Source organism: Aliivibrio sp. S2TY2 (genome assembly GCF_028765525.1).
In the GTDB taxonomy this organism is placed as follows: domain Bacteria; phylum Pseudomonadota; class Gammaproteobacteria; order Enterobacterales; family Vibrionaceae; genus Aliivibrio; species Aliivibrio finisterrensis_A.
On record NZ_JARACS010000011.1, the window covers coordinates 1 to 24,246 of the forward strand.

A 24,246-nucleotide genomic window follows, 5' to 3' on the forward strand; every position below is an offset into this window, starting at 1 on the left:
GTTAGTTGTACCTAAGTCAATACCAATGATCTTACCCATCAGGTTATCTCCAATTTATCTATTTAAACTCACCCAAAACAACTTGAGTAAAGGTTGGGACTTAATCCCATAATTCATTCTATGAGTAATAAATAAGGGCGCTAAATCACAATTCAAGGGAAACAATAAAAAAAACTGTATTTTTTTTCCAAAACAATAAAAAAGCGGCATCATCACTGACACCGCTTATAATTTAATCGCTAGATTGTTTAATACAACTGCAATTATTGAGCAACCATTACCATCGCTGGACGTAATACTTGTTCATTTAATGTGTAGCCTTTTTGCATCACGATCATAACAGTATTTGATTCGTGATCTGGGCTTGCTTGCATACCTATTGCTTGATGAAGCTCTGGGTTAAACGCTTCACCTACAGGATTAATTACCGTTAAACCAAATTTTTCAATGGTAGAGATAAATGTTTGTAGAGTTAGCTCTACACCCTCAAGCAATGCTTTAGCCGCTTCACTTTCTTTATCACCACTTTCTAATGCACGCTCTAAGTTATCAATAACAGGAAGCAATTCACCGGCAAATTTTTTCAAAGCAAATTTACGCGCTTTATCAATATCGCCTTCTGCACGACGACGTACATTTTGCTCTTCTGCTTTAGCTCGTAATACTGCATCTTGCTGATCTTTAAGCTGCGCTTGGCTAGCAAGTAATGCCGCTTCTAATTCAGCAATTTTTGCTTCTTGGCTTTCTTCAGCCGTTTCATTCCACTCAACATCTGCTTCTGAGCCTACTGCTTCAACATGCTCTTCCACTACTGCTTCTTCATTTACTTTATTTTCTTCGTTACTCATTACTGCTTCTCCAGAATGCTGATGACTAGCTATATAAAGCGATCTTAATACAAACCAAGGCGTCGCTCTATACGCAAATTAAAACTTTGTCATTATTATGGGGACTAAATAAAGCGATTCAAGCATAATAGTACGAATTGTAACATTTGTTCCCCATTTCATGATGGATGATAGATATGAAAACACATTTTAACGTTATCGCCATTATTGGTAAGCCAAGAGATCCAAGTGCAATAAAAACCCATTTAGCACTCTATACTTGGCTAACTAAGCTAAATTACTCAGTATTATTAGATGATCGCCTACGTGAAGCTTTGCCCGATATTCCTGATGAATGCTTCAAACATTTATTGGTTTTAGGAGAAAAAGCGGATCTCGCTATTGTTGTTGGTGGTGACGGTAATATGCTTGGGGCTGCTCGAGTGTTATCTCGTTTTGATATTTCAGTTATCGGTGTGAATCGTGGGAACCTTGGTTTCTTAACCGATCTAGATCCTGATAATTTTGAAGAGCCATTAACCGCAGTTCTCAATGGTGAATTCGTTAAAGAAGAACGTTTCTTACTCGAAGCGGAAGTACATCGTCACGGCCAGGTAAAGAGTCACAACTCCGCCTTTAATGAGGTGGTGCTTCACCCAGGTCAAGTCGCACATATGATCGAATTTGAAGTCTATATTGATGATAGCTTTGCTTTCTCTCAGCGTTCAGATGGTCTCATTATTTCGACACCAACAGGGTCAACCGCTTATTCACTCTCTGGTGGCGGTCCAATTCTGTCACCAAACCTAAACGCTATCTCTATTGTCCCTATGTTCCCACATACACTTTCAAGCCGCCCACTGGTGGTTGAAGGAAGACGTCATATTAAACTTTTCATCTCCCCTGAGAATCGCAGTGCACTTGAAGTCAGCTGTGATGGACAGGTATCTCTACCTGTAAGCCCGGGAGACGAGGTCCATATTTATCAAAGTCCAAATAAGCTAAAACTCATTCATCCGAAAGATTATAGCTACTATCATGTACTTAGAAATAAACTAGGTTGGTCTAGTAAACTGTTCTAGTGTTATCGATTAATAAAAGATAAGCCACTCACAAAAAATTTAAATTCACTTTACTGTATAAAGAAACAGTATATACTGTTTCTTTATACAGTGTTTTTAGTGTTTAAATTTCGCAGAGAATGGCTTATGTTGGCACATATTAAAATTACTCATTTCGCAATCGTAAAATCGTTAGAATTGGATTTAACCAAGGGCATGACCACTATTACAGGTGAGACTGGTGCTGGTAAATCTATTGCTATTGACGCCCTTGGATTATGTTTAGGCGATCGCGCTGAAGCGTCAATGGTTCGTCAAGGAGAGGAAAAGGCAGAGATCACCGTCCTTTTCACATTAGAGAATAATCTTAACGCTAAGCGATGGTTAGAAGATAATGAACTCTATGACGGTAATGAATGTATTTTACGCCGTGTCATCACCAAAGAAGGCCGCTCTCGTGGCTTTATCAATGGTAGCCCTGTTCCTGCTGCACAGTTAAAAACATTGGGCCATTTATTGATCAACATTCACGGTCAACATGCTCATCACGAACTAATGAAACCTGAATACCAATTAAATATGTTGGATCAGTATGCAGGTCACGTCTCTCTATTAAACAAAACGCGCAGCCGTTATCAAGCATGGCGTCAAGCTGACAACGCATTAAAGCAAATGATCAAGCACAGTCAGCAAAACGAAGCGCAAAAACAACTGATCGAATACCAAATCAAAGAGCTAAACGGACTGGCATTAGGCGAAGAAGAATTCGTCCAGCTAGAAGAAGATCATACAAGGCTCTCTAACTCTGGCGAATTGGTTGACTGTTGTCAGCAAGCAGTTTCAGTTCTATACGAAAGTGATGAAGTTAATGCACTTCAGTTACTGCAATATGCAAATAATCATATCCAACAATTAGGGCAACTTGATCCTAAACTTGCCCCATTATCAGATATGCTTAATGAGGCAATGATCCAAGTTGAAGAAGCCAATCATGAGATCAAAAACTATTTAGATAATATTGATGTTGATCCCGAGCAAATCGCTTTTGTAGAAGAGCGTTTTAGCCGAGTAATGTCTATGGCTAAAAAACACCACGTACTTGCTGAAGAATTATATGAACACCATCAGCAGCTTTTGGCTGAATATGATCGCCTTGATTGCTCTGATGAGAAACGCGAACAACGCGAACAAGAAGTAGAAGAACTGAAGCTACACTTCTTAGAAGCTGCGCATAAACTAACAAAAAGCCGTCAGCGTTATGCTAAAGAATTGAATAATAAAATTACCGAAAGCATGCAAACATTAAGCATGGAAAAAGCAGTATTTGATATTCAAATTGAAAGTGATGCAGTAAGTAAAATCTCACCGCTTGGGATTGATACCTTATGCTTTAAAGTCTCAACCAACCCAGGGCAGCCATTACACCCTATTGCCAAAGTCGCCTCTGGTGGTGAGTTATCACGTATTTCATTAGCTATTCAAGTGATCACGGCTCAAAAAGTGGATACCCCAAGTCTTATTTTCGATGAAGTTGATGTGGGTATTAGCGGACCAACCGCAGCAGTTGTTGGGAAAATGCTACGTACTTTAGGTGAATCTACCCAAGTATTATGTGTTACCCATTTACCTCAAGTTGCAGGTTGTGGTCACAATCAACTGTTTGTTGCTAAGCACACCAACTCAGGTAAAACGGAAACTCAAATGCGAGCACTAAGCACAGAAGAACGTATTAAAGAATTAGCAAGGCTATTAGGTGGAACCAGAATTACCTCTCATACCTTAGCCAATGCGAAAGATCTGCTAAGTGCCGCGTAATACTAATCGCAGAACATGACGGATCATCCTTGTTCACAAAAATAAAGCCAATATCATGATTTGATATTGGCTTTTTCATTAGTGATAACTGATAAAATTCATACGTTCAATGCAACTAGATTCAAAGTTTAGGGTCAAAACACACTCAGAACACGCTTAACCTTTTTACTTCTTAGGCTAGCTTGTTTATCATCTCTTTCATTATTTAAAGGCTAAAGCTGTACAGACTATGCAATTCAAAAAATGGATCATTGCTCTACCCCTTGCTGTTGGGCTTCTGGGTGGTTGCTCGCTATTAGAACCATTGGTATATCGAATCGATATTGCCCAAGGTAATTACGTCGAGCAGGAAGCCGTCGACAAACTGCGATTTGGAATGACAAAACAACAAGTGCAGTTTGTTATGGGCTCGCCAATGCTTGTCGAATCAGGCTACCCAAACACATGGTATTACATTTATCACTTCACTCATGGCCATGAAAACGCGATTCAAAAAAACATGATCGCTTATTTTGACGATAACGGGAACCTGACAAATATCGACGGTGATTTCCCTATGAGCGATAGCTTCTTCGAGAAAATCTAATTTTTTAAGACGTTAAAAACAAAAAAACCGGACATCGTTTAACGGTCTCCGGTTTTTTATTATCTATATTGGATCAATAAACTATTTTTTCGCCGCCGCTTTCTTTGCTTGTTCCGCTCTTTTTCGACGAATTTCTTTTGGATCAGCCAATAATGGACGATAAATTTCAATGCGATCTTTATCTCTAATCGTTGCGTCCAATTTTACGTTACGACTAAAGACACCAACTTTATTCACTTTTAAATCGATCTCAGAATAACGCTCTAATACACCAGATTGCCTAATGATCTCTTCTACGGTTTGTTCTGCTTTTACAGCAAGCTTAAAAACCACTTGCTCCGTTGGTAGTGCGTAAACCACTTCAACGTGGATCATCTCATTAATTACTGACATAAACCTGCTTCGCTCTTTGAGTAAATGAATTCACCATATTATTCGTTAGCTCTTGAAATACTTTACCAAACGCCATTGCAACTAACGCATTTGAGAACTCAAAATCTAATTTCAATTCAACTTTACATGCTGTTTCATCTAACGCCATAAAGTGCCAACCGCCAGTCAATGACTTAAAAGGACCATCAACTAAGTTCATGCCGATCACTTCTGAGTCAACCAAGGTATTCTTTGTCGTAAATGTTTTCTTTATCCCTGCTTTAGCGACATCAACAGAAGCCACCATCGCATGCTCTGATTGTTCAATGATTTTAGATCCTGAGCATCCTGGTAAAAATTGAGGGTATGACGCAACATCGTTGACTAAATCGTACATCTGCTTTGCGCTAAACGGCACTAATGCAGATCGGCTAACCTGTGGCATAAATTATCCTTTACATTATAGAGGTAAGCATCATACCATCTTGATGTTAAGAGCCAAACTACTTCCCCAACTCTCAACTAATAACGTATAATGTGGGCATTATGGCAAAGAAAAAATCTAAAGATAAAGCGGGCAGTAATACCATTGCTATGAACAAGCAAGCTCGCCACGAATATTTCATTGATGATGAAATCGAAGCTGGAATCGAACTCCAAGGCTGGGAAGTTAAATCTCTTCGTTCTGGTAAAGTAAATATCGCGGAAAGTTACGTTTATGTTCGTGATGGTGAAATTTTTATTAGTGGTATGAACATCACTCCACTACAAGCGGCATCGACTCATGTTGTAGCGAATCCAACTCGTATTCGTAAATTACTAATGAGCCGCAAAGAAATCGACAACCTTATTGGTCGTGTAAACCGTGAAGGTATGACGTTAGTAGCAACAACAATGTACTGGGTTCGCTCTTGGGCGAAAATCAAAGTTGGCGTAGCTAAAGGTAAAAAACTGCACGATAAACGTACAGATTCAAAAGAAAAAGACTGGAATCGAGATAAAGCACGAATTATGAAGAGTAGTTTGCGTTAATTTCAACCAGTTAGATTGATACTAACTAGACAGACGCTGTTTTTCTGTTAGTATCATCTGGTAACAAAACTTTGGGGCTGATTCAGGATTCGACGGGAATTTTGAAACCCGAGGAGCATGTCGTGGGGCGGTTGGCCACGTAAAAAGCCGCAAAAAAATAGTCGCAAACGACGAAAACTACGCACTAGCAGCTTAATAACCTGCTCAGAGCTCTCCTGCCCTAGCTTCCGTTTGTAAGACGGGGAATAACAGGGGATCAAACCCAAACGAACTAGAATGGATTCTCCCACCTGAGAGATGAAGTTCGAATTATAATTCAGGTTAGCCATAAGATAGCGTGTCGGTTCGCAGTTTTACGGTGAAATTAAAGATCGACTAAACATGTAGCGCCAACGGTGAACGGTTTTCGGACGGGGGTTCAAATCCCCCCAGCTCCACCAAATACACATTTAAAGACGTCCTCGGGCGTCTTTTTTTGTATCTAAATAAACCAAAAATCAATAACTTACGTTGCATTGCATCATTTTAGCGTCCAATAATGTCCAGTTACTTCCATCATTTCATGTATTCCTTTATGTATTCCAAGTCTATAATAGAGATCTGTGGAATACATAATTGAGGGATTTACCATGGCATTAAAGACAACTCGCTTAAATAATAAACAAATTGATAATGCAAAAGAACGAGAGAAAGATTATGTCCTCTCTGATGGTGAAGGTCTTCAATTACGAATTCGTACTAACGGTTCTAAACTATGGAACTTCAACTACATTCATCCTCAAACTAAAAAACGATTGAATATGGGGCTAGGTTCTTACCCTTCACTTAGTCTTGCGAATGCCAGAAAGCTAACAGTGTCAGCAAGAGAGTTAGTTGCTCAAGGGATAGATCCTAAAGAACATCGTGATGAGAAAAAACACCAAGATCAGATAATCCATGAACATACTTTTTTCAATGTTGCTACTGAATGGTTTGAGCGTAAAAAAGATGACATCACTGTAGATTATGCTCAAGACGTATGGAGATCTTTAGAGCTACACATATTCCCTATACTTAAAAGTACACCTGTATCTCAAATTACAGCACCAATGATTATTGAATTACTTCGACCAATTGAAGCGAAAGGAAGTTTAGAAACAGTTAAGCGACTGACTCAACGACTAAATGAGATCATGACCTATTCAGTAAACTGTGGGCTTATTCATGCTAACCCTCTTGCTGGGATTAAAGCTGCTTTTAAGAAACCCAAAAAAGAAAACATGGCAGCTCTTAAGCCTGATGAGTTACCAGAACTTATGATAGCCATTGCTAATGCTTCAATTAAGCGTACTACTCGTTGTTTAATTGAATGGCAACTTCATACTATGACTCGACCATCAGAAGCGGCTGGAACACGTTGGGAAGAAGTAGATTTAGAGAAAGGAATTTGGACAATTCCACCAGAGAGAATGAAAAAGCGTAGAGAACATCGTATACCTTTAACTGCTCAAGCTCTTTCTTTACTTGAAGTAATGAAGCCTATTAGTGCTCATAGAGAGTTTGTATTCCCTTCAGATAGAGCACCATTAAAACCATCAAATAGCCAAACTGCTAATATGGCATTAAAACGCATGGGATTTGCTGGCAGATTAGTAAGTCATGGATTACGTTCAGTAGCCAGCACTACGCTAAACGAGCAAGGCTTTGAATCAGACCTAATTGAAGCGGCTCTTGCCCACGTTGATGACAGCCAAGTACGTGCGGCTTATAACCGTACTGATTATCTTGACCGAAGAATATCGATGATGGCATGGTGGAGTGGTCATATTGAGGAAGCATCGAAAGGAAGCTTATCTATATCAGGAATGAAGTGTTTATCTTTAGTTGGATAAAAGCCATAAACGCCAGCTTCCTTTTCTTATTATCTAGATAATAAGAAAAGGAATTTCAACTTAGTTATTTTTACTTATAATTATACGATATATACATATCTAATCGAAAAGTAAGCAGAATCTAAAAATCATAATATATACACTAGCCTTTCTAACGGAAAAGACGAGTGTGTAATAATATACTTAGTCTACCTAGTTAAATAGGGATATGCACTCCATATAATTCCTCTAAGAATTCATTAACTTTCTCTTGATCATTCTCGTTTATAATATATTCCTTTTGCTCTTCGCTAAAATCATAAATACCAAAAGATTTTATATAATTTCGGCTTAGTGAATAATAGTTTGATCCATATGGTTTGCTTGTGTTCTCTATATAAAACCAAAATAGATTAGATTTCATAATCTTTTGAGCCAATAGCATTGAATTTTTATCATCACTAATTAAAGACATTCCATTTCTAAATAAAAGGGAATCATCATCAGTCAAAACAAAATTTGGTATTACTGGAGTAATATGAGGAAAAAATAATTTGTATTTTCTTTTATCTAGACCTTGAGTCCTACCGAAAGCATACCATTCAGGATAAATTCCTTTCCCTTTATCTCTTGATAATAAATCTTTTTCATGAGTCTTAAGGTATTTATATGTAAATTTATATTTCTTTTTAAATTCACTTTCAGAAATTATAGAAGCCCTATTATCAACATATATATATGGAAATATTATTTTCTTTTTTATCTTATCGATATCATTTGTTCTTATAAATTTATTTGGATTTATAATATCTACACATACTGACTTCTCTACCTTTTCATCTCCTGATAAGTAATAATATTTTTCATCCTCATTAATATAATCAATTATAAAGACATTGTTCTTTAATGTTGCTATCCCACTACTTGTATTAAATACTTTATAAAAAGGAGTTCCTATAGATTCTATTTTATTAATAATCTTATATGACTGAAAATTCCATCCATTATGATCATCTAGCTTTTGGTATGTCAATTTACTTAGGTTTTTAAAACTAAGTTTATCAATAGAAGTGACTTTTTTATAAGATATATGGCCAGTAGGGTTATTCTGAATCAAGCAAATACAAGTATATGTAGAACGAGAATCAAAAACTTGAACACCTCCAAAATCTAGAATTCTCATTTTAAACATATTTCTGCTGAAATAAGCTCTTAATGCTCTTCCGTTTAAGCTTTTAAAGAAAGAGTTCATTGTTATATAGCCTAAGAACCCTGATTCCTTCAGAAAACTTAAAGCTATTTCAAAAAACGGGATATATAAATCAGGATGTCCAGTTGAAGACACTTCCCATTTTTTTAACAGGCTTTTTGATACCGTATCTAGATTTCTAGAGCAAACGTAAGGTGGATTACCAACTATCGCAGAAAAGCCGCTAAAGTTACTTACCACATCATTAAAATCAAAATCTAACGAATTTCCCACATATAAATTAAAACGAAACTCTTCTTCATCTTCTCCTCCAATAATAGCTTGTAAAGATAATAATATTTGAGTTCGCAAGATAGAATAGTCCATCAAGTCAACCCCAAAGATGAGAGTTTCAAAAATTTCTTTATATGTTATATCTAAATTTTCTTTAAGAGTCTCTGTGGACGTGTATAAGAAACCACCACAACCGCAAGCGATATCGCATACGCTAGGCTTATCGGGGAGAAATTGAGATAGTACATTAGTAACTATAAACTCTCTGATTTTTATAGGCGTGTATATTGCACCAGTAACTACCTTTTCCTCTGGTGAAATAACAAATTCAAATGCTGTAATTAAATCTTCTATTGTTGATATTTGATGTCTATTGTTAAACTCTATAAGTTGTTCAAAATCAGAATCATCCTTATTAATGAATAAAGAACAAATTAGTTTATTTCTAGGAACATCCAGTTTATTAGCCATCATAAATGATGACACAATCAGTCTATTAGTTTCCAGTGTGCCACAGGAGTATGACTTCAAAAAATTAAAAATTTCTTTCTTCATTAAACAGCCATTGGAAATACATTTTTCATTGTATAATCTTCATGAGTACAACCTTCAGAGAAGGCTTTAAAATAAGGAATAAACATTCTTTCCTTCGCTCTTTTAACAATATCTTGATAATCGGGCTTAGCAAATAACTTATCAAAAAACGGATAGTCTTTCGTACTACAGAAATTCCTTAAAATAAAATGCACACCTAAAATAACATCCATTGGAGGGTGTGGTAATCTTGGAGCACCGATAAATACCGCCCCCATTATATCTTTACCTTCTAACTTATTTCCCCCTGGTTGAAAATGATATAGAGGATGATCATATCTAGGCCTTCCTGAATTAGGCATACGAATATCTCTATCAAGATGCCAAGCGTTATGATGCTCTCCTTTACTATTAATACCTTTAACTCCTATTTGAAAATTATATGTATCAAGAATTCTATCTTTCACATCTATATCTATAGATAAATCAAACTCACTTTTAGATTCAAAAAAAATTGTAACAGATTGAAGATCAGATGGGATTGTCCCTGCAATTCTTTTCTTTAGAATAAGTTCTATTCCATTTGCTTCAACTGATAATATATTTCCTTGAGCACCATTTAACTTTCCTTGAGCAACACTTAAAATACTATCTAAATTTTTAAAAATTCTATCTGTATCATATCTCTTTACCAATGCTGAAAATTGTGACAGATCATTTACATATTTAGCTCTATTCCATTCCATTTGGCTAAATTCCTCTAGCTATATCTTTATAGCGCGATTTTTCAATATCTGTTAATTGATCATTTAAATCATAATCTCTAACACTTTCATAAGAATAATATTGTGTATCTAACCAGGGCATTAATGTTAAGTCTGCTTGAATCTCAAAAGCCTCGCTAGGATCTACGGGTAGCAGGCTGCATTGACAGATAGTCCAAAAATTATCTGTTTTAGTGTTTAAATCTCCTTCCACTTTTTTAAGTTTAAGTCCAGGAAGTTTACTACAAATAACTGTCAATTTTTCTTCAGAGTTAAACCGTCTAAGATGATTCGATTCTTCAATGGTTTCATTCCACCAAACTTCAATTCCATCAGCCCACCATCGTCTATATGAACCAGAATAAATACCTGTATATTCACACTCTTTAAGTTGGCTACAAAGCTCATCCCAACTTTCTGAAGACTTATCAATCCCAAGTCGTGCAGAAAGAACATCTTCTCCAATTAATACACCTATAGACTTAACCACATTATTAAAAATAAATTTTGAAGCCATATAAATATTGGATTTATACTTCTTATTTCTTAAAGTTTCTTTAATACGAGGATCTATGTCTAGTTCTAGCTTCTTAGGAACTTTTAATAATTCTGTTAAATCTTCTTCTCTAGCCTGTAAAGTTGAAATAAACTTATAAGACTCAATATGCTCCTTCATTAAAAGTGAATATTTTTCTTTATTTTCTGATAAATTCTCTTTAATTATAAAAAAATCAAAGAGATCATGACTGGTAAAATCATCATAAAATCCATGAATTTTAGTATCGTTTGACAATAAAACCACAGGCAAGCATAAGCTAGGGTTATCGATAGATAAGCTTCTATAATATTGAGCAATTGCTGGTGCATTAACTTCCCCACCACCTTGCATTAGCCTAAAGTCCATTAATATTAAATCAGGCTTATGGCTATCTACTTTTGTTATAGTTTCTTTAAATGTACCAGGGTGGCAATGAACTACTTCTAAATCACACTGTGATAAATCATGAATAACAGATTCTGCATCTTGATCTTCTATGTAAACAACTTTATATACCATGCTCATCTAACTCCTTATCTGTTGCTTTTCCAATTTCAATGCGAATACAGGTTGAAAAGTCACTTTTCGCTGAAACTACACGTATGTTCCCACGGTATCCTTTAATAATATCCTTGGTAATTTTCAATCCCAATCCTGTCCCTAAAATTTCAGTATTATGATCTAATTCTGACAATGAACCGACACTTGTGGTTGTGTAGAATTCATCAAATATTTTTTCTTCTTCACCAAGTTCAATTCCATCACCATTATCTGAAAACTCTAAAAAAATTAAATCATTTTCTTCACCACACTCAATGAATATCTTCCCATTTGATTTTGCTCTTTGAATAGCCTTCTTAGAATTAGTATAAAAATTAAACAGCACAGACGACCATTCAGAAGGATGCATTGATTTGGTGTATAGCCAATCTTTACTAAACTTGGGTGGTAATAACTCGATTCCTGATTTAGAAGCATCCGCCCTCATTGAATTAACAAAGCTTTTTAATATTTTAAGCATATTTTGAGGTCGAATATCTCGAATTATATTTTGTGAGACAACGTCATTAAAATAAGAGGTATAATTAGTAAATGATTCGAAATTAGAGTCCAAGATTGTAAGTCGTTCAAGTGCTACTTTATTTCCTTCTAATTCACTTATAAGAAAAGAAATGTCACTTTTAATATGATCCATATGGTGTTTAATTTCATGGATAAATTGAGATACGGTTAAACCTACACTACTTAAAACTCTCAACATTGAACGTTCTTTAATTGTCTTTTTTAATTCTGACTTATGCAAAGCATCCAGCTCTTCAATTGCGTCTTTAATTACCTTAGTTTTACGCTTTCCTCTTTTCTTACTTCCACCACTATCTTCTTCAAATTCACGTTCTAGCTCTTCAATTGTCTTTGCTATATTCTTAATTTTAACGCTTATCTCTTCATAATTCCCATTGTCATCTTTAACTTGAGAAGGTGTTTGTTTTATGTTCCTAACTGCTGCTACTTTCAACACACCGGCAAGTATAGTTCTATGAACAAAGTTTCTTAATTGAATAAATGCTTCATTTTCAATTATCCCTTCTCGACTAGACGTTTCATTGAAAAAATTATCAGGATCTTTAATTTCTACAAAACCAAAGAAATTTATATTAGCATGCTGTGGAAGAATTGTTCGTCTTCTTACTGACCGATCTAAATCTAACCAATCATTACCAGGTTCCGCATAAGGTAATACCCTAAACCCATTACGATATAACTTAATACCGCCTTCACGTTGAGCTAGCTTTCGAATACTTGTCGAATGCATTTTTGGTAGTAAGTCCCCATCATAAATATAATAATAAGCTTTGAATCTTACATTTTTAAGTTTACTAAAAGGGACACTTGAATCCTCTTGATCATTACCAATTTCACCAATTTCATTGATATCTAATTTTTTACTATCTACGGTATAAACGCCAATTCCACTTCCATCTATTTGTCCATGTATCTCTGCTACCGCATGATCATAAATCATGACTTCTTGGTCTGCTACCTTAATAGGACGAGAGTTTCCGTCTTGCTTAGAAAATAAAGCTTTAAATCCTGGGTCAATATTACCCTTGTAGCTATTTTCTGTTGTAACAACATCAGCTAAAGAGAAGGGTTGAATAATATTAGATACATAGCGATAAACTCGACGAATAGCGGCTTTACTCCACTTGTCTCGAAGCCCTGTAATAACTAGTTGAGTTCCCTTGTGTTTCACTTTTTTCGTAACTTCAAGTTCATTTGCAATAGTTAACAAATTGGAATCTTTTTGATAATCATCCCAATTAATTTTAAGGACTAATGCAAAATCAGAATCCGCAACTTGAGTGATAATAGTTAGACTTAAGCCAAGCCTTTGAACTGAAAAGCGACCTATACCTTTTTGACCTGCACGTTGTCTTTTGAATGTTCTCGATATAGGATTATGAATTTTTGATGTCGAAGATATCCTCATAAATCCGTTAACTAATTCATCACGAGTCATACCATCACCATCATCATCAAGAATGAGAGTTCCACCTATTGAATCAGAATCTTTAAAAGTTAAAGTAACTAACTCTGCATCAGCATCAAAGGAATTTTTTACTAGCTCGGATACTGCAGTTTCTTGCCTAGCAACTAGTTCTTGGCCCAATCTATCGATCACTCCTGCATCTATAGAAAACCTCACTTTCCCTTCTTCTAATGCAGCAATTTCATGACTAAGCTTTAAAACTAAACCGTGATCAAGTTCATCGCTTTTTAAATGTGTTGTTAGTTGAGATTTCAGCTCACTAAGAGTATTCAATTTATCTTCCATTTCTATATTTCCATGCGATTTATTAGTCAGAGTATTGTGATTTTTAATAATTACTTAGCCATTTATTGAATGTCAGGCTACGTGGCCTTTTTGTAAAGTATCAATCATACGCTCTAATTCTAAATAGTCTTTTGATTTATTAACACCTTTCCTGCAGAAATTTTATCACTACATGCCGCCATTGATGCTAAAGAATCGGCCTCTTCATTCCCTTCAATACCACTGTGCGCCTTCACTTTTACTACCTCTACATACTTCTCTCTACGTAGTTCATCCACTTGTTGCCATAAATGACGATAAGCCACTGGCTTTTTGTTTGCTTTACGCCATCCTTTCGCTTTCCAACCATCAAGCCATTCGTTATAACCTTTTACACAGAACTCACTGTCTGAGTAAATGATGTCGCCATCAGCGGCATATTCTAATCCTTCGACTAATGCCATAAGTTCTAGCTCTGCATTGTCTGTTGCTCTATTGACCGTGATTGAGTATGAATCGATTAAATCATTATCTTCATCATATACCGCAATACCGATACCGCCTTTCATACAACCGCCTTGATTGTTTGGTGCTGCGCCATCGACGTAAATTGAGTAAGTATTTGTGCTCATGAGGTTCTTCCTTATTTGGATTTGCTGGCCTTAGTAGACCAGCCTTAATTAATTCTTAAGTGTGGTGGATTTGCTCTTGGGGAGGATTGCTTAGGCTTGTTTCTCATCACGCTGGCTTAGGCGTTCGTACATCCATTCTTCAACTTCGCTTTCTACCCATGCTACGGCTCTATCACCTAACGACACGCTTTTAGGAAATCGGCTTTCTTCCATGAATTTGTAAATGCTTGAACGACTTAATGCCGTTAATGCCATGACTTCTTTTAGTTTTAAAAAACGCATGATGGTTATCCTTTGAGTTATAAGTTCAAAAGATTCCTCTCCAAAATACTTTTTTATTTTGGGTATGCTTCCCTTTATCTCTCCTACCTCTATCCACCACGTTTCCAAATAATTTCAATCACATATTACCTCCTTGTATATACCTATCTATTCTTTCAAGGAGTTCCATTATGCATTCAACCGATTACGTCACTACTGCCCCTATGACGGCCTTACAAGTCTTTGAGAAAGCCGCTGAGTTACTTGAACACCAATACAAACGTGAGCAGTCATTCACTAACCCTGAGCACACCAAGCACTACCTATCGATGAAATTAGGCCACCAAGAGCGTGAAGTGTTTGCTGTGCTGTTTTTAGATAACCAACATCAACTGATTAGCTATCAAGAGCTGTTCTATGGAACGGTGGATTCTGCCAGCGTGTATCCTCGTGAAGTCGCCAAGGCTGCATTACAAGCCAATGCCGCTGCGGTGATATTTGCGCACAACCACCCTTCAGGTATTGCTGAACCATCAGGAAGCGATAAACGCATTACCACTAAATTAGTGGACGCATTAAACCTGCTAGATATTCGAGTGCTTGATCATGTGGTGGTTGGCTCGCCTTGTGTCTCTTTTGCAGAGCGAGGGCTTATCTAATGAAAAGAGAAGTAGTCGTTCATGGTAAATACCTAGCCTTACCGAAAAATTTGCATCGTCATCTTGAAGTGGTACTTGATAGTTTTTCCCTTCGTACTGACATCAACCGACTTTCAGTGAACTTTCGAGACACCAGCTATTACCATCGACGTGAGGGATTGCACCCTGTAGAAATGCGCTTTGAGCGAGACGAAGATAATCGTCACATTTGGAAATTAGTGTTTATTGCTAGCTTTGCTTATCCCGATGAACACAGCCCAAACGTTGCACCTGAGCTGTATTTTAACTTTAAGCGTGGTTGGTTCTATCAACCTGACATTCAAGGCTGTGAGCTTGCAAGGCCGCAAGTCATCGACCTATTTACCTCATGGGCACTCGCCTTTTGTCGTCAACTCAGAAATCAACATTTCGATGATATCTCGGCTAACGAGATACGCATTTAATCTGCTCCAACCTTAATTTGTTTTACCAATCCATTATCTTATTTCAATCATAGGAGGGCACACCGTGTCTGAATTACAAACCATCATTACCACCACTACTCTTATTCCTACGTTGTTGCCAGTATCAAACAAGCTGAACCAGTGCCTTATTGATGCATTGAATCAACGTCCTGAATTGCATTCTGGCTTAGAGGAAACAAACAGCGTCACCTTTAACTTTCGAGATAAAAGCTACAGTGCTGAAAACGGTGGCTTTCACCCTGTTGAGATTGCACTAACCAAAGAAGCCGATAACACATGGCACTACGCCTACATCACTGACTTTGCCTTTGTGGGTAATCATTACCCTGAGTTAGTCAAAGAATTAGATTTTGATTTTCTAAGTGGGGAATGGTTTGCCAGCTACTTAAGGGATTACTCATCCATTAAAAACAATGCGAATGCCGCTGAACTATACCGCTTATGGGAAGGTAACTTTCTGGCTTATGCCTCTATGGGGATGTATGACGAAATAGAAATCAACCTATCTTAATCAGCACTCAATCACACATCATGCCGCAGCCTTTTGGTTGCGGTTTTTTTATGCCTAAAAATCAGGATAACTAACTCATGAATAAACAAATAACACCCACCCTTAATCCATTTTCTGTCTTAGTCAATTGGTCTGAATCTAACGAATTCAATGAAGGTCAGTTGTATGACTTTATGGACTTTGAACATAAAGCATTGAACGTTGCTAAACAAAACCCATTAGGCGGTTACGACAAAACCAATGTGACGGTGACATTTGAAAATGGGGATGAACACCAATGTCGATTAGATTTAGGTTGTGGTGGCAATGACACAGGCTTTGCTGACCATTGTCTTAGTACGCTTGAATACCATCAAAAACATCACCTCGATGCGGATAAGCCGTGGTTACGTAATGATGCTGAACATCAGCAATTAATCTCTCTTATTAGAACCTATCGTTTTGATATCGAGTTTGTGACTGTCGCTCGAATTCAAACCATCAAAGCCACTGAACTTGCCAAGCAACAAGAGCGAGATAAAGAGCAAGCCAAACGTGAGCAAGAAGAAAAAGAATGGCAAGCCCATCAAGCCAATGAAAAGGCATTTCAAGCGACTCTAGTGATCCCTGAATGGGCGAAAGGCGTGATCGTAGCCACTTACACCGAATACGATAAAGAACGCAGTGAGCCGTATTCAGGAGAGCATCATACTAAAACCCTTCGCACTATTATTTTAGCGTGGTCTACCCATACCAGACGATTATTTCCAGAGTTACGTAAAGCCTGTTTGAATTACCCTGATACGGTATTTCTAAACGACAAAGAGCAAAGCTGTGAGCATCGTAATAACTACGGTATAGGGCAAGGCTCTGGCTTAACGAATGTGGATTATCTTTATCATGGTTGGTGCGTGGAGAAAATCACCTTTGGAACGTATCGCAGTAAATCACAGTACGTGCCATTGGGAGAGATGAGTATTCCTGAATGAAAAGCATAAAAACAATGAGGAGGCTAAACGGCCTCCTCTATTATTTCATCGCTTAAAACTGCATTGGACGCTTGATGCCCAATGGCTATTTACACTCTAGGGACGTCATTATTTGAGTCATCACTATGCCAGCCATCAATCGAAACACCATCCAAACCAAACTCATTCATGAGCTATTTGAATTAATAAAAACCAGCACATCTAGACAAACCAAAGAGATAGCTACGGATGAACTACTCAGACGTGGTTATACCCTTGATGACATTACCCTCATTGCTAATTCAGATAATCAGTAATCACTGAGCATTTACCCATGACTAAACAAACACGCTTTAGTACTCAAGATCACTTATCTGTTGTGTTTGAGATATATCAGCTCGTTCCTCATCACTTTAAGACCACCACCAGAGAGATTAGAAACCAATTAATTGAAAGGGATATACATCGTGATACGCGCACCATACAGCGCAATCTCAATATATTAGTGGATCTTAACTTGATTGAAAAAGATGACCGCAGCAAACCTTATGGTTATCAAAACAGATTACACCACCACACCATACCACCAAGAGACGCACTTATCTTTCAGTTAGCGAATGAGCATTTAATTCACCTAACACCAGCGAGTCTTTTAAAGGCATTACAGAATCGATTTGAAGATGCTCGACGCTCCCTGTCTTCAATAGCGAGTACCACTAAAGAAAGACAATGGCTTAAAAAGATAAGCAGTCAATTACCACGCCAAACCCATGAGGATAACTTTCAAAAAATAAACACGGCTCTTTATCACAATCACTGGCTTACCTTGCATCTGTATGAAACCGCAGCCTTGTATGTCATGCCGCTAGGATTAATTCACCACCACTCACAAATTGAATTAGTCATAGGGCAATACATCAATGAGCAATTAGAAACTCAAGTCATAGCCATTGAACACATCAACACCGTGAGCGTATCAACGTTCACCTTTGAATACCCATCCACCTTCAATGTGAAAACGCATTGGAAAAATAATATAACCAATACCATTAAGGAAGAAACACCATGAAAAAGACACTTATCACACTGGCACTAATCGCAAGTACCTTTACAACTCAAGCATTAGCTGAGTCTGCACCTATGGATATTTCAGTAGAAACACTTCCAGCTCAACACAACATTAAAGTAACGGCTCTTGCTAATAATCTAAAGGTGACAGGTATTGTAATGAACCGTGGTAACTGTGACGTGAAGCTGGCTCAAACACGCTTGCAACTAATCCAAAACAAACCACGCCCTCGTTACCCTGTTGCACTGAATTATGGACAAAGCACTAATGCTTACGCATTAACGTATCAATGTGACGTTCGTGAAATTACTGTTCAAAGTAATCAAGGTGATTGGACGTGGACATTTAACTAATTCAAACTATCACCAAAAAACCAACGGCACACTTCAAAGGAGGTGTGCTGTTTTATTTTCAATTGGAGTTATTCATCATGTCATTTGCCGTTTTAATTCTTTTCGCATTATTCATAAATCAGATTAACAATTTACCAATAACAAAAGGGGCATTTAGCCTAAAGGCAACATTCTGGGGATTTGGGGTTCTAGGTAGCGTATTGCTGTATGGGATTAGTATTTGGTTCTTCATGGATAAACTCAATACAAGTACCTTAGAGTATCAAGTTAATTCGGCACTCACTACGGTACTGTCTGTTTGGCCTGTTTATGCTTACGTTACTTTACGTGGCATTTGGAATGCATCAAAAGACTCAGGAGTATTGGCAAAATTAGTGGCTCGTTATTTTTCAATTTTCTTTGTATCAATAATCATAGGCTGTGCACTAATCCTTAAGTTTCAATACGCAGCAGCATTAATCATTATTCTTATTATGAGAAAACAGAGAGCTAAAAAGCTCCCTGCCTAGATATCAACGAGAGGAGGTTTAGCTCCTCTTTTTTTTAGTTATATGTCAATCTAAATGACTCAGAACTACACTGCGTTGCTGCCATACCTTCTGCATCATTATTACCTTGAACATAACAGTAACCCCCATCTTGCGCTGATTTAAGGTAGCTGTAGTCACATCCATTAGAGCCGCACAGATTAGAGTAAGAAATTCGATAAGTAACATCATCAAGCATGACAACACTAATATGCCCTGTCATTGCTGCGTCAGTATTCGTGGTGTTCAGATACGTTTCTAACTCGATGGTATTCAAATCCATCCCACCTACTTGAGCGTTAGATTGTGGCTGGTAGCTATATGAGTCATTATCATCAAAGTACCCATCACCATGTAATGCAATAGCCGCAGACGCTATTAGGTTACAAACTAACGATAAAACGATTAGCCCTATTGTCCACTTCCATTGCTTACCCATACGGTCATGAATATAACAAGGGGCAAATAACCACCACCAAGACCAGCCAGTGTAACTGGCTGACTTCTTAAATCGCCATAAGTCTTCTGCCCATGCAGTAAGGATAATTAATAACGAAATTACAGCCATACCCGATGTTGACCATAACCCAAATGCTTGCCTACTACTTCCCTCAATCAAATAAGATACAAGATACGTTGCAATGGCTGCAAAGGTAGGCGCATAGATAAAACGCCAAATACCCCCAAGCTTAGTACTAAAACTTTCTTCATTAGACTTAGGGGTTAGCACTGTTTGTAACGGTGGTGGTACATCATTGTTGCTTAGTGGTGGTGGCACATCTTCTAGGTATTGAGCTAATTCACTTTCTTCTAGTGTTACCCATTCTGTCATTCCTTTTTTCCATACTTGAGTTCCTTGATGAATAACCCCTTGAGTAATCAATTCAATTATCTCAGTGGTGGATATACTCCCTTCCCTTTTACCTTTCGATTCATAGAACCATATTGCTTGTTCACTCATTTTATTTACCTAACGTAATAACAATAAAAGAGAAACGTACAATCCGTAGGGGCATTAAGTGTCTCATACCGTATTAGTAATATGAGTAATGATTTGTTTTGTGATAAGTAACGCAGAAACAAAGTGATATGGGACTAAGGAAGATCGCTACGCTTCCTAATGATTTAGATAATATATTATTAACTAAAAGCCCTTTTTACGACGATACGAGGACTAGCACCAAATGACCGTACTCTAGATGAAATGACTTTGGTTTGTCTCTTACACAAGTAACTGGCTCTATACATTAAGCTATCTAGCTGGTCTTCATAATAAGGTGACTTACCATCAATGTAATAACTACCATTCTTAGGGAAGTGTACTAATCCTGATTCACTCGCTACCGCTTCACCTAATGCACTAAACCACGCTTGCTGTATTCGATTCGCTAATGTTCCTACTACACGATAATGGCCTAATAAGTGATAAGCGTCTTTGTTAAACAGCAATAGTAAATGGTAGTGCTCTAGTTCGTTCTCTGTGCCTATTTCTCTCGCCCATACATAACGTAGGGTATTAGGGTAAATACGAGTACCTAGCTTGCTACGCTTTGATTCATAGGCTTTGAGTTGTGCTTTAAGTGAACTAATAAAACGAGTCATTAATCTAGACTGATTGATTAGCTCATTATCTGGTAAGTGTAAATCTACTCTTAATGCAAAGACTCTTGTGTAGTCGTCTAGCATATCCTGAACAGTATTATCTAAAGTAGTTAGGTATTGATAATTTAAGCCTTCGCCTTGGTTATACAGTGAGTATGGATATGATTGATTAGTCATGTTGTTATTCCTTCAAAGTTAGTCTCAAAGGAATAGTTGAATAGATTATTTTTTATTGGTGATAAGGAGTAACGTTAATCAAATGAGTAATGAGTATGTGTTGGTTAGGATTACTAATGAGGTATCAGTAGGTAGTATGGTTAGTGTGTATTACTAAAGAACAATGGTATTTATGAGAGAGTATGTATAGTTAAGAGAATACTGTAATAAAGAATATATATAATATTATATCCAACACTACACGAATGTTGTTACTTAAAGGATGTTAAGGGCATTAATCAAAAACACCCTAGACATTCACAGGATAGTAGAAATGAATTTACTCTGACGTTAGGTGCACTTCCATGTGGTCAAATTAATCCTACAGTCATACTTTCTAGCTTCTTTTTTTGATACTAATGCTAATATTGAATAAATCCGATACCCTTCAGTATCTCTCAGGCTTACCACTAGGTCATAAGAGTTACGGTTTATTCCATTCATCACAATAGTGCCGAAACCAATAGCAATATTCTTTATTTCATTATTTTCATATTTAGGATGAGAAATCAGTAAATGCTTAACCTTAACGGCTATCGCTATCGAATGAGTAAGTAAGAATTCGATTAAGTAATGTGCCTCTATAATAAGATCATCTTTAATCTCAGCCCCCCCAAAGCAGAATTTATTAAAAGAATCATTTGTCACAAGTACCTCTTCTAAGTATCGTGTTTTTTCTTCTTTATCTTTAGGTTTTCTAACATCATAAATATATTTCATAGAAAAAAGACTTCTAGCAGTTAAGAATGCTTTCATTCTTGGATCATCTAGAAATTGGCAATCTGCTACTGTTAAATCATCTAATTCACCCCAATATTGTTTAAGAATAATTGAAATAAGACATTCACACTTATTGATGAGGATTCGAGTTATATCCATATATCGATCTGCATCATCACCAAACAGATGTAGCAAACTCTTGCGTTCACCATCTTTTAATTTTTTAATAAATGGAATAACTTGCTGCATGTCCCTAGTCATCAACTTAACATCATATAGCACCGAGTTACTTTCAATCTCGATTTCTTTTTCTACTATTTCCCCCTTCCCTTGTAACTTACCTATATTCAATACGTAGTTATTTGATACTTTCCCAAATAATTTACGCCCTGTTCCCCCTCTACTGTCCACAAGAATGTACTTAACTTTATTTAAAGTTTTTAACTGAGATTTTAAACGGTCAGCAGATATCCCACCCATCATTTTTCTAATTTTGGTTTTACTCACCCCCTCAACGGAACCAGAAGAATCAGAGTGGATTAATAGAATAATTAAGAGCAAGAGATTTGACACGCTCAAGTCACATTCATTTTTCACACCATCTACCGTAGACTTCCTTGTTAACAAATCAACAACTGTAAAACGATGAACATTGCCATACTGTCCGTTATCAAAATCAGAACTAAACTTACTTAACGAGACTGAATCAAACTCACAACACCGTACTTTTGACCGTCTTATTTTGGCTAATTTATTTTTAGGTAACGACAAAAATTTCGATACTTCCGAACAAACAGTTCTTGTCACTCCATACTTACTAACAAGCTGTTCTACTGAAATGTCTATTTCTTTGCTTTCCATGCTGTACTCATAGAGCAAGCACAGCAACAAAAAACGCCCTTCAGGGCTAAGCCCTTCCGTTTCAGCCAATATATAACCAATCAAATTACAATTAAAATCCATACATACACCCTGTCAAACCTAAATAATCAAGTACTAGTTTTAATAGATACTAGTTAACATGGAAGGCTTGTATAATACCTAAAATAAGTTTTTTAAAAAGGGATATACAACAATGAACAACACGCTAACTGACTTTGATTGGAACGATAAAGGTGATAGAGCATGGTTAACAGAGTACTTCCTAGACAGTACTCGAAAGCTAAAATCTGATATTTCAATACCTAACATAAAAGGAACTAGAGAAGCAAAATCACAAGAACTGTTTGAGCTGTTTTTTGAGAAACTTCAAGGTGGCACTGAACACGATAAGAAGATCAGAAAAAATGTAATGTCTGCTTGGAGGAAGAAACTTAAACAACGTAAAAATCACAAACAGATTAACATAGAACTAACAAGTGACGAGTATGATAAGTTAATCTCTCTAAAAGATCTTAAAGAACTTGAAGGTAAAAAAGCCACAATCAAAGATACAATTCTTGATTTAATTTACAATGAATATGGTGAACATCAAGATATAAGACAGGAATTAGAGAAAGAACTCCGAAAAGAAATAACACAAGAAATGAGAAAGAAAGCACGAGCAGAAGTGCCAAAAAGAAGTGTTAAATCACCTGTAGAAATAGAGTCTATTTCTAATAATCATCAAGCAGAACAAATCGAAGATAAGGCACAAGTAGAAAGCCAGATAATTGCAAAGATAGAGGCTCTTAACAATGACACTAACGCTAGGTTTGAGAAGTTAGAGTCTATGCTATCTGGCCTTATCATACCTCAAGAGCAACATAATATAGATGCTCCATTAAAATTAGAACTCGTAACAAAGACATTTACTGAGTCTAATGCTAACACTGTAATTGATGCTATAAATAGAATACATAAAACAATCAAATATAATAAAATAGACCCTAAATCTCACACAGTATTATCAAGCTGGATTAAAAAAAATGAAATTGACGTATCTGAAGAAGAGGCATTACATGCAAAAAAATGGCATACTGAATGGGTAAATAAATCGCAAGAAACAAAAAATAAATGCAATATTATTGATGAGTTAAAAAACATCAACGCACCAGAATCGGTTAAAGCAATAATAATTACTCATGCCACTAATATTTACAATGAGTTATTAAAGTTCTATCTACAAACAGATGTTCAAATATGCAACATTGCAAATGAATGGGAAAATATCGAATCTCTTATTCATAAAAGTAAAGGGGATAAATGGCTTAAACCGTTAAGCACAATGAATAATCATTTCAAGCAATTAATGACTTCATATTTCAATACCATTGATGTTTCCACAGAAATAGAATCATATGGTGCATTCTCCACAGGAAGTATTTCCATTACACTTACAGATTATCATATCCTCGCTTTAGTTCCATGGTCTCTAAGTACAATAGGACTGACTTCCTGTGATTTATCTAATACTCTTTCAATAACGAACTCTAAGCACTCAGCGTTAACTGAAGTAGATAAAGTAGTACGAGATATAATGAAGAAAAGTGAAAAAGTGAAAACAAATGATATTCAAATTCTAACAGCCAATGATGAATTAATTAACATTGGTATTTCAATGTTTGAGCCAGAGTCATATTTCCTGTATATAGATCCAGCAATAGATTCTAAGATGAATTAGACCTTA

At 36.6% G+C, this 24,246-nt stretch carries 26 protein-coding genes and 1 other RNA gene; 15 read left to right on the forward strand and 12 right to left on the reverse strand.

The features are described from left to right. Window positions 1-263 precede the first annotated feature (263 nt). Window positions 264-848, reverse strand: a complete 585-nt coding sequence (gene grpE / locus PVK63_RS15220; protein ID WP_130087811.1) for a nucleotide exchange factor GrpE — start codon at window positions 846-848, stop codon at window positions 264-266. A 176-nt stretch (window positions 849-1,024) separates the two neighbouring features. Between grpE and nadK the strand changes: the two genes are divergently transcribed. From nadK to bamE, 3 genes are all read left to right on the forward strand, one after another. Then, window positions 1,025-1,909: an NAD(+) kinase gene (gene nadK, locus PVK63_RS15225; RefSeq protein ID WP_130047808.1), complete on the forward strand. Its 885-nt coding sequence runs from the start codon at window positions 1,025-1,027 to the stop codon at window positions 1,907-1,909. Between the two features lie 126 nt (window positions 1,910-2,035). Continuing rightward, window positions 2,036-3,703: a DNA repair protein RecN gene (recN, locus tag PVK63_RS15230; RefSeq protein ID WP_130087812.1), complete on the forward strand. Its 1,668-nt coding sequence runs from the start codon at window positions 2,036-2,038 to the stop codon at window positions 3,701-3,703. Between the two features lie 229 nt (window positions 3,704-3,932). After that, a complete protein-coding gene (bamE, locus tag PVK63_RS15235; RefSeq protein WP_130087813.1) occupies window positions 3,933-4,289 on the forward strand; it encodes an outer membrane protein assembly factor BamE in 357 nt (118 codons plus the stop codon). Window positions 4,290-4,370: 81 nt separating this feature from the next. Here the strand turns inward: bamE and PVK63_RS15240 are convergent, their stop codons facing one another. Together PVK63_RS15240 and PVK63_RS15245 are read right to left on the reverse strand one after the other, a co-directional pair. Continuing rightward, entirely contained in the window at window positions 4,371-4,682 is a 312-nt protein-coding gene (locus PVK63_RS15240) for an RnfH family protein (protein WP_130045015.1), read from the reverse strand. Then, complete coding sequence (locus PVK63_RS15245) at window positions 4,669-5,106, reverse strand: SRPBCC family protein (RefSeq protein ID WP_130087814.1); 438 nt, start codon at window positions 5,104-5,106, stop codon at window positions 4,669-4,671. Before PVK63_RS15245 ends, PVK63_RS15240 begins: the two co-directional genes overlap by 14 nt. A gap of 101 nt (window positions 5,107-5,207) precedes the next feature. Between PVK63_RS15245 and smpB the strand changes: the two genes are divergently transcribed. From smpB to PVK63_RS15260, 3 genes are all read left to right on the forward strand, one after another. Next, window positions 5,208-5,693, forward strand: a complete 486-nt coding sequence (gene smpB, locus PVK63_RS15250) for an SsrA-binding protein SmpB (protein WP_130047804.1) — start codon at window positions 5,208-5,210, stop codon at window positions 5,691-5,693. A gap of 73 nt (window positions 5,694-5,766) precedes the next feature. Beyond that, window positions 5,767-6,133, forward strand: a transfer-messenger RNA (tmRNA) gene (gene ssrA / locus PVK63_RS15255). Between the two features lie 189 nt (window positions 6,134-6,322). After that, window positions 6,323-7,564: an integrase domain-containing protein gene (locus PVK63_RS15260; protein WP_130045013.1), complete on the forward strand. Its 1,242-nt coding sequence runs from the start codon at window positions 6,323-6,325 to the stop codon at window positions 7,562-7,564. Window positions 7,565-7,760: 196 nt separating this feature from the next. Here the strand turns inward: PVK63_RS15260 and PVK63_RS15265 are convergent, their stop codons facing one another. From PVK63_RS15265 to PVK63_RS15290, 6 genes are all read right to left on the reverse strand, one after another. After that, window positions 7,761-9,581, reverse strand: a complete 1,821-nt coding sequence (locus PVK63_RS15265) for an Eco57I restriction-modification methylase domain-containing protein (protein ID WP_130047803.1) — start codon at window positions 9,579-9,581, stop codon at window positions 7,761-7,763. Next, entirely contained in the window at window positions 9,581-10,306 is a 726-nt protein-coding gene (locus tag PVK63_RS15270; RefSeq protein WP_130047802.1) for a hypothetical protein, read from the reverse strand. The genes PVK63_RS15265 and PVK63_RS15270 overlap by 1 nt, the downstream gene beginning before the upstream one ends. A 4-nt stretch (window positions 10,307-10,310) precedes the next feature. Then, on the reverse strand, window positions 10,311-11,387 hold the full coding sequence (locus tag PVK63_RS15275) for a hypothetical protein (RefSeq protein WP_130047801.1): 1,077 nt from the start codon (window positions 11,385-11,387) through the stop codon (window positions 10,311-10,313). Then, the gene (locus tag PVK63_RS15280; RefSeq protein WP_130047800.1) at window positions 11,371-13,698 is read right to left on the reverse strand and encodes an ATP-binding protein; all 2,328 of its coding nucleotides are present in this window, start codon (window positions 13,696-13,698) and stop codon (window positions 11,371-11,373) included. Before PVK63_RS15280 ends, PVK63_RS15275 begins: the two co-directional genes overlap by 17 nt. 119 nt (window positions 13,699-13,817) lie before the next feature. Continuing rightward, complete coding sequence (locus PVK63_RS15285) at window positions 13,818-14,309, reverse strand: ribonuclease HI (protein ID WP_130047799.1); 492 nt, start codon at window positions 14,307-14,309, stop codon at window positions 13,818-13,820. Between the two features lie 90 nt (window positions 14,310-14,399). Continuing rightward, on the reverse strand, window positions 14,400-14,591 hold the full coding sequence (locus PVK63_RS15290; RefSeq protein WP_130047798.1) for an AlpA family transcriptional regulator: 192 nt from the start codon (window positions 14,589-14,591) through the stop codon (window positions 14,400-14,402). A gap of 170 nt (window positions 14,592-14,761) precedes the next feature. On the opposite strand from PVK63_RS15290, the gene radC reads away from it, so the two are divergent. The 8 genes from radC to PVK63_RS15330 all read left to right on the forward strand — a co-directional run bounded on the left by radC (window position 14,762) and on the right by PVK63_RS15330 (window position 19,082). Continuing rightward, window positions 14,762-15,229, forward strand: coding sequence for a RadC family protein (gene radC / locus PVK63_RS15295; RefSeq protein WP_130047797.1), 468 nt, complete (start codon window positions 14,762-14,764; stop codon window positions 15,227-15,229). Then, window positions 15,229-15,672, forward strand: coding sequence for a DUF2787 domain-containing protein (locus PVK63_RS15300; protein ID WP_130047796.1), 444 nt, complete (start codon window positions 15,229-15,231; stop codon window positions 15,670-15,672). The genes radC and PVK63_RS15300 overlap by 1 nt, the downstream gene beginning before the upstream one ends. A 64-nt stretch (window positions 15,673-15,736) precedes the next feature. Next, entirely contained in the window at window positions 15,737-16,204 is a 468-nt protein-coding gene (locus PVK63_RS15305) for a DUF2787 domain-containing protein (protein WP_130047795.1), read from the forward strand. Between the two features lie 77 nt (window positions 16,205-16,281). Continuing rightward, the gene (locus PVK63_RS15310) at window positions 16,282-17,172 is read left to right on the forward strand and encodes an LPD25 domain-containing protein (protein ID WP_130047794.1); all 891 of its coding nucleotides are present in this window, start codon (window positions 16,282-16,284) and stop codon (window positions 17,170-17,172) included. Window positions 17,173-17,297: 125 nt separating this feature from the next. Continuing rightward, a complete protein-coding gene (locus PVK63_RS15315; RefSeq protein WP_165366878.1) occupies window positions 17,298-17,468 on the forward strand; it encodes a hypothetical protein in 171 nt (56 codons plus the stop codon). Window positions 17,469-17,485: 17 nt separating this feature from the next. Continuing rightward, the gene (locus tag PVK63_RS15320; protein ID WP_130047793.1) at window positions 17,486-18,220 is read left to right on the forward strand and encodes a hypothetical protein; all 735 of its coding nucleotides are present in this window, start codon (window positions 17,486-17,488) and stop codon (window positions 18,218-18,220) included. Beyond that, window positions 18,217-18,573, forward strand: coding sequence for a hypothetical protein (locus tag PVK63_RS15325; RefSeq protein WP_130045001.1), 357 nt, complete (start codon window positions 18,217-18,219; stop codon window positions 18,571-18,573). The genes PVK63_RS15320 and PVK63_RS15325 overlap by 4 nt, the downstream gene beginning before the upstream one ends. 77 nt (window positions 18,574-18,650) lie before the next feature. Next, entirely contained in the window at window positions 18,651-19,082 is a 432-nt protein-coding gene (locus PVK63_RS15330; protein WP_130047792.1) for a hypothetical protein, read from the forward strand. A gap of 34 nt (window positions 19,083-19,116) precedes the next feature. Here PVK63_RS15330 and PVK63_RS15335 read toward each other — a convergent pair whose 3' ends face one another. From PVK63_RS15335 to PVK63_RS15345, 3 genes are all read right to left on the reverse strand, one after another. Continuing rightward, on the reverse strand, window positions 19,117-20,061 hold the full coding sequence (locus PVK63_RS15335) for a DUF4339 domain-containing protein (protein ID WP_130047791.1): 945 nt from the start codon (window positions 20,059-20,061) through the stop codon (window positions 19,117-19,119). A 179-nt stretch (window positions 20,062-20,240) separates the two neighbouring features. After that, window positions 20,241-20,879, reverse strand: a complete 639-nt coding sequence (locus PVK63_RS15340) for an inovirus Gp2 family protein (RefSeq protein ID WP_130047790.1) — start codon at window positions 20,877-20,879, stop codon at window positions 20,241-20,243. A gap of 330 nt (window positions 20,880-21,209) precedes the next feature. Then, window positions 21,210-22,601, reverse strand: a complete 1,392-nt coding sequence (locus tag PVK63_RS15345) for a hypothetical protein (RefSeq protein ID WP_130047789.1) — start codon at window positions 22,599-22,601, stop codon at window positions 21,210-21,212. Between the two features lie 112 nt (window positions 22,602-22,713). On the opposite strand from PVK63_RS15345, the gene PVK63_RS15350 reads away from it, so the two are divergent. Next, on the forward strand, window positions 22,714-24,240 hold the full coding sequence (locus PVK63_RS15350) for a hypothetical protein (RefSeq protein ID WP_130047788.1): 1,527 nt from the start codon (window positions 22,714-22,716) through the stop codon (window positions 24,238-24,240). Window positions 24,241-24,246: the final 6 nt, after the last annotated feature.

Coding starts and splice junctions, on each gene's coding strand:
- PVK63_RS15290 (WP_130047798.1), bottom strand. CDS start 14,591: ATGCGTTTTTTAAAACTAAAAGAAGTCATGGCATTAACGGCATTAAGT.
- PVK63_RS15280 (WP_130047800.1), bottom strand. CDS start 13,698: ATGGAAGATAAATTGAATACTCTTAGTGAGCTGAAATCTCAACTAACA.
- radC (WP_130047797.1), top strand. CDS start 14,762: ATGCATTCAACCGATTACGTCACTACTGCCCCTATGACGGCCTTACAA.
- PVK63_RS15275 (WP_130047801.1), bottom strand. CDS start 11,387: ATGAGCATGGTATATAAAGTTGTTTACATAGAAGATCAAGATGCAGAA.
- PVK63_RS15335 (WP_130047791.1), bottom strand. CDS start 20,061: ATGAGTGAACAAGCAATATGGTTCTATGAATCGAAAGGTAAAAGGGAA.
- PVK63_RS15345 (WP_130047789.1), bottom strand. CDS start 22,601: ATGGATTTTAATTGTAATTTGATTGGTTATATATTGGCTGAAACGGAA.
- PVK63_RS15310 (WP_130047794.1), top strand. CDS start 16,282: ATGAATAAACAAATAACACCCACCCTTAATCCATTTTCTGTCTTAGTC.
- PVK63_RS15240 (WP_130045015.1), bottom strand. CDS start 4,682: ATGTCAGTAATTAATGAGATGATCCACGTTGAAGTGGTTTACGCACTA.
- bamE (WP_130087813.1), top strand. CDS start 3,933: ATGCAATTCAAAAAATGGATCATTGCTCTACCCCTTGCTGTTGGGCTT.
- PVK63_RS15265 (WP_130047803.1), bottom strand. CDS start 9,581: ATGAAGAAAGAAATTTTTAATTTTTTGAAGTCATACTCCTGTGGCACA.
- PVK63_RS15270 (WP_130047802.1), bottom strand. CDS start 10,306: ATGGAATGGAATAGAGCTAAATATGTAAATGATCTGTCACAATTTTCA.
- PVK63_RS15350 (WP_130047788.1), top strand. CDS start 22,714: ATGAACAACACGCTAACTGACTTTGATTGGAACGATAAAGGTGATAGA.
- grpE (WP_130087811.1), bottom strand. CDS start 848: ATGAGTAACGAAGAAAATAAAGTAAATGAAGAAGCAGTAGTGGAAGAG.
- PVK63_RS15285 (WP_130047799.1), bottom strand. CDS start 14,309: ATGAGCACAAATACTTACTCAATTTACGTCGATGGCGCAGCACCAAAC.
- PVK63_RS15340 (WP_130047790.1), bottom strand. CDS start 20,879: ATGACTAATCAATCATATCCATACTCACTGTATAACCAAGGCGAAGGC.
- PVK63_RS15320 (WP_130047793.1), top strand. CDS start 17,486: ATGACTAAACAAACACGCTTTAGTACTCAAGATCACTTATCTGTTGTG.
- PVK63_RS15330 (WP_130047792.1), top strand. CDS start 18,651: ATGTCATTTGCCGTTTTAATTCTTTTCGCATTATTCATAAATCAGATT.
- PVK63_RS15245 (WP_130087814.1), bottom strand. CDS start 5,106: ATGCCACAGGTTAGCCGATCTGCATTAGTGCCGTTTAGCGCAAAGCAG.
- smpB (WP_130047804.1), top strand. CDS start 5,208: ATGGCAAAGAAAAAATCTAAAGATAAAGCGGGCAGTAATACCATTGCT.
- PVK63_RS15315 (WP_165366878.1), top strand. CDS start 17,298: ATGCCAGCCATCAATCGAAACACCATCCAAACCAAACTCATTCATGAG.
- PVK63_RS15325 (WP_130045001.1), top strand. CDS start 18,217: ATGAAAAAGACACTTATCACACTGGCACTAATCGCAAGTACCTTTACA.
- PVK63_RS15260 (WP_130045013.1), top strand. CDS start 6,323: ATGGCATTAAAGACAACTCGCTTAAATAATAAACAAATTGATAATGCA.
- PVK63_RS15300 (WP_130047796.1), top strand. CDS start 15,229: ATGAAAAGAGAAGTAGTCGTTCATGGTAAATACCTAGCCTTACCGAAA.
- recN (WP_130087812.1), top strand. CDS start 2,036: ATGTTGGCACATATTAAAATTACTCATTTCGCAATCGTAAAATCGTTA.
- nadK (WP_130047808.1), top strand. CDS start 1,025: ATGAAAACACATTTTAACGTTATCGCCATTATTGGTAAGCCAAGAGAT.